This window comes from Microbacterium sp. ISL-103 (assembly GCF_018613995.1).
GTDB lineage: Bacteria > Actinomycetota > Actinomycetes > Actinomycetales > Microbacteriaceae > Microbacterium.
In genome coordinates this window covers 3,116-5,629 of the sequence record NZ_JAGGPD010000176.1, presented here as the reverse complement: position 1 = coordinate 5,629, position 2,514 = coordinate 3,116, and the positions used below count along the sequence as shown (strand labels likewise).

The following is a 2,514-nucleotide window of genomic DNA, read 5'->3' as shown; positions in this document are numbered from 1 at the left end:
GCGCTTCGACCTGAGACTGCCCCGTTTCGCGACACTCGATCTCACCTGACAGCCGATCGTCGCATCGATCGCCCGCGGCAAGCATCTGCTTCTGCGCATCGGTGACAGCACCCTGCATTCCCATCTGCGCATGGACGGCGCCTGGCTTCTCTATCGAGCAGGTGAGAAGTGGCGGCACCCGGCCTTCAAGGTGCGTGCGATCGTCGGCACCGCACAGCGCGAGGCCGTGGGCATCGACCTCGCCGAGATCGAGGTCGTGCCCACTCGTGACGAAGACGATCTCGTGGGCCATCTCGGCCCCGATCCGCTCGGCCCCGACTGGGATGCCGCAGAGGCCGCCCGTCGGCTGAGCGCCGACACCCGCAGCATCCATGTCGCGCTGCTCGACCAGCGCAACGTCGCCGGCTTCGGCAACGAGTACGCGGCGGAGCTCCTGTTCCTGCGCGGGATCCTGCCGACCACTCCCGCGCCCGACGTCGACGTCGCAGCCCTGCTGGACCTGGGCGTGCGGACGATCCGCACCAACCGCGACCGACGCCACCGCACCTTCACCGGAGTGGACCGACCGGGTCAGGGCACGTGGGTCTACGGCCGCGCCGGCAAGCCCTGCCGCCGCTGCGGGACCCTGATCAGACGGGGTGAGCAGGGGGCGGATCCGACCCGCGAGCGGATCACATTCTGGTGTCCCACGTGCCAGAGATGACCCTGATCCATACTCGGGAATGAATCGGGTACCCCCGTGGTTATTGATATATCCGGAGCATTCCGGAACACGGGGAGGAATCGTGGGAAAGAACTACGTCGACATTGAGAACGACCAGGGCGCCACGCTGCGATACCGCAAGCACGCGAACGGTCGCGGACTCGTCGCGCACGGCGCGAAGGTGCATCCGAAAGCGCACATCGAAGCGGGCGCGTACATCGAACCCGGCGCCCGTATCGGCGCGGGGGCGACCATCGCCCGCGGCGCATGGATCGAACCGGATGCCGTGATCGGCGAAGGAGCGCACGTCGACGCGCACGCGCACATCGGCCAGGGTGCCGCCGTCGGAGACGGCGCGCACATCGGTGTCCGCACCGAGGTCGGAGCGGGCGCTCGCATCGTCCGCGGTGCTCGCATCGGCGACGACGAGACGGTGGCAGCCGGCCTGACGGTCGCGACCGACCCGAAGGGTCTGTGGCTCGCAGCCTGACCCCGCAGCGATGACGGCCGCAGGCACGATGCCTGCGGCGGGTACCCTTGACGTCATGGCGACACAGGGACGACGATCGGCGGGACGAGCCGGCAAAGGCTCGCCTGTGCGACGCAACAAGGCAGCCCCTGCGCAGAGGTTCCCACCGCCCAGACCGCCGAAGAAGACCTCGGGCGTGGCCTTCGACGCGCCGGCCCCGGAGCCGGAGCAGCCTCGCACTTTCCGCCTCGGCCTCATCCCCGGTGCGACGCCGGGCAAGTGGATCGACGCATGGAAGAAGCGGATGCCCCACGTGCCGATCGAACTCGTGCCGATCGAGGTCGCGGGTCAGTGCGACGCCGTCGCCGATCTCGATGCCGCACTCGTGCGCCTGCCACTCGACGATGACACGCTGCACGTCATCACGCTCTACGACGAGGTGCCGGTCGTGGTCACCTCGATCGACTCGCATCTGCTGGCGGCAGACGAGCTGACGGTCGCCGACCTGGCCGGCGAGATCGTGATGACCCCGAGCGATGACCCGCTGGGTCCGTTCGAGATCCCGGGGGCGGTCGCACCGAAGTTCCGTGCTCTTCCGGTGGCCGATGCCATCGCCACCGCCGCCACAGGCACCGGGATCGTGATCGTCCCCATGTCGCTGGCGCGTCTGCACCATCGCAAGGACGCCGATCACCGCCCGCTCGTCGACGGCCCCGTCTCGACCGTCGCCCTCGCCTGGCGGCGCGAGAACACGACCCCCGACGTCGAGACGTTCATCGGCATCGTGCGAGGTCGCACGTCGAACTCCTCCCGCTGACGTGACCCACCGTGACGTGACCCACCGTGACGCAGCCGCGACGCCGGCGGCATCGACGCCGTCGCGTCGTCGTTAGACTCTCGTGGTGGTCTCGCTTCTCTACGTCTGTGTGCGCCCTGAACTCGGGGCGGCGGATGCCGAACACGCCTCGTTCCGTCGGGCGCTCGGCGTCGACGTCGTCGACCGCCTCGATCTGCTCACCGAGCGACTCGATCCCGCCCGTCTCGCGCGCTACGACGGTGTCGTGGTGGGGGGCTCGCCCTTCAACGTGAGCGATCTGCACAAGACGGCGGTGCAGCTGCGGGTCGAAGCCGACCTCGAACTCATGGCACGGCGGGCGATCGACGCAGACGTCGCGGTCTTCTTCACCTGCTTCAGCATCGGGGTCGTGACGCGCATGCTGGGCGGCGAGGTCACCTCTGACACGCCCGAATCGGCCAGCGCCACGGTGATCGAGACGACCGCCGCCGGCGCGGAAGACCCCGTGTTCGGTCCGAGTGCGCCCGCGCTCACGGTGTTCACGGC

At 69.0% G+C, this 2,514-nt stretch carries 3 protein-coding genes and 1 pseudogene; all 4 read left to right on the top strand.

Features of this window, described 5'->3' with window-relative positions:
- The first annotated feature begins 130 nt into the window (after nucleotides 1–130).
- Nucleotides 131–703 carry an Fpg/Nei family DNA glycosylase gene (locus J7E68_RS07355; RefSeq protein WP_311416616.1) on the top strand — a complete coding sequence of 191 codons (573 nt, stop codon included), beginning with the start codon at nucleotides 131–133 and terminating at the stop codon, nucleotides 701–703.
- Nucleotides 704–785: 82 nt separating this feature from the next.
- Nucleotides 786–1,193 carry a DapH/DapD/GlmU-related protein gene (locus J7E68_RS07350; protein WP_053097570.1) on the top strand — a complete coding sequence of 136 codons (408 nt, stop codon included), beginning with the start codon at nucleotides 786–788 and terminating at the stop codon, nucleotides 1,191–1,193.
- A gap of 175 nt (nucleotides 1,194–1,368) precedes the next feature.
- Complete coding sequence (locus J7E68_RS07345) at nucleotides 1,369–1,989, top strand: LysR substrate-binding domain-containing protein (RefSeq protein ID WP_311416613.1); 621 nt, start codon at nucleotides 1,369–1,371, stop codon at nucleotides 1,987–1,989.
- 85 nt (nucleotides 1,990–2,074) lie between these two features.
- A pseudogene (locus J7E68_RS07340) lies at nucleotides 2,075–2,514 on the top strand (GMP synthase); the annotation flags it as partial.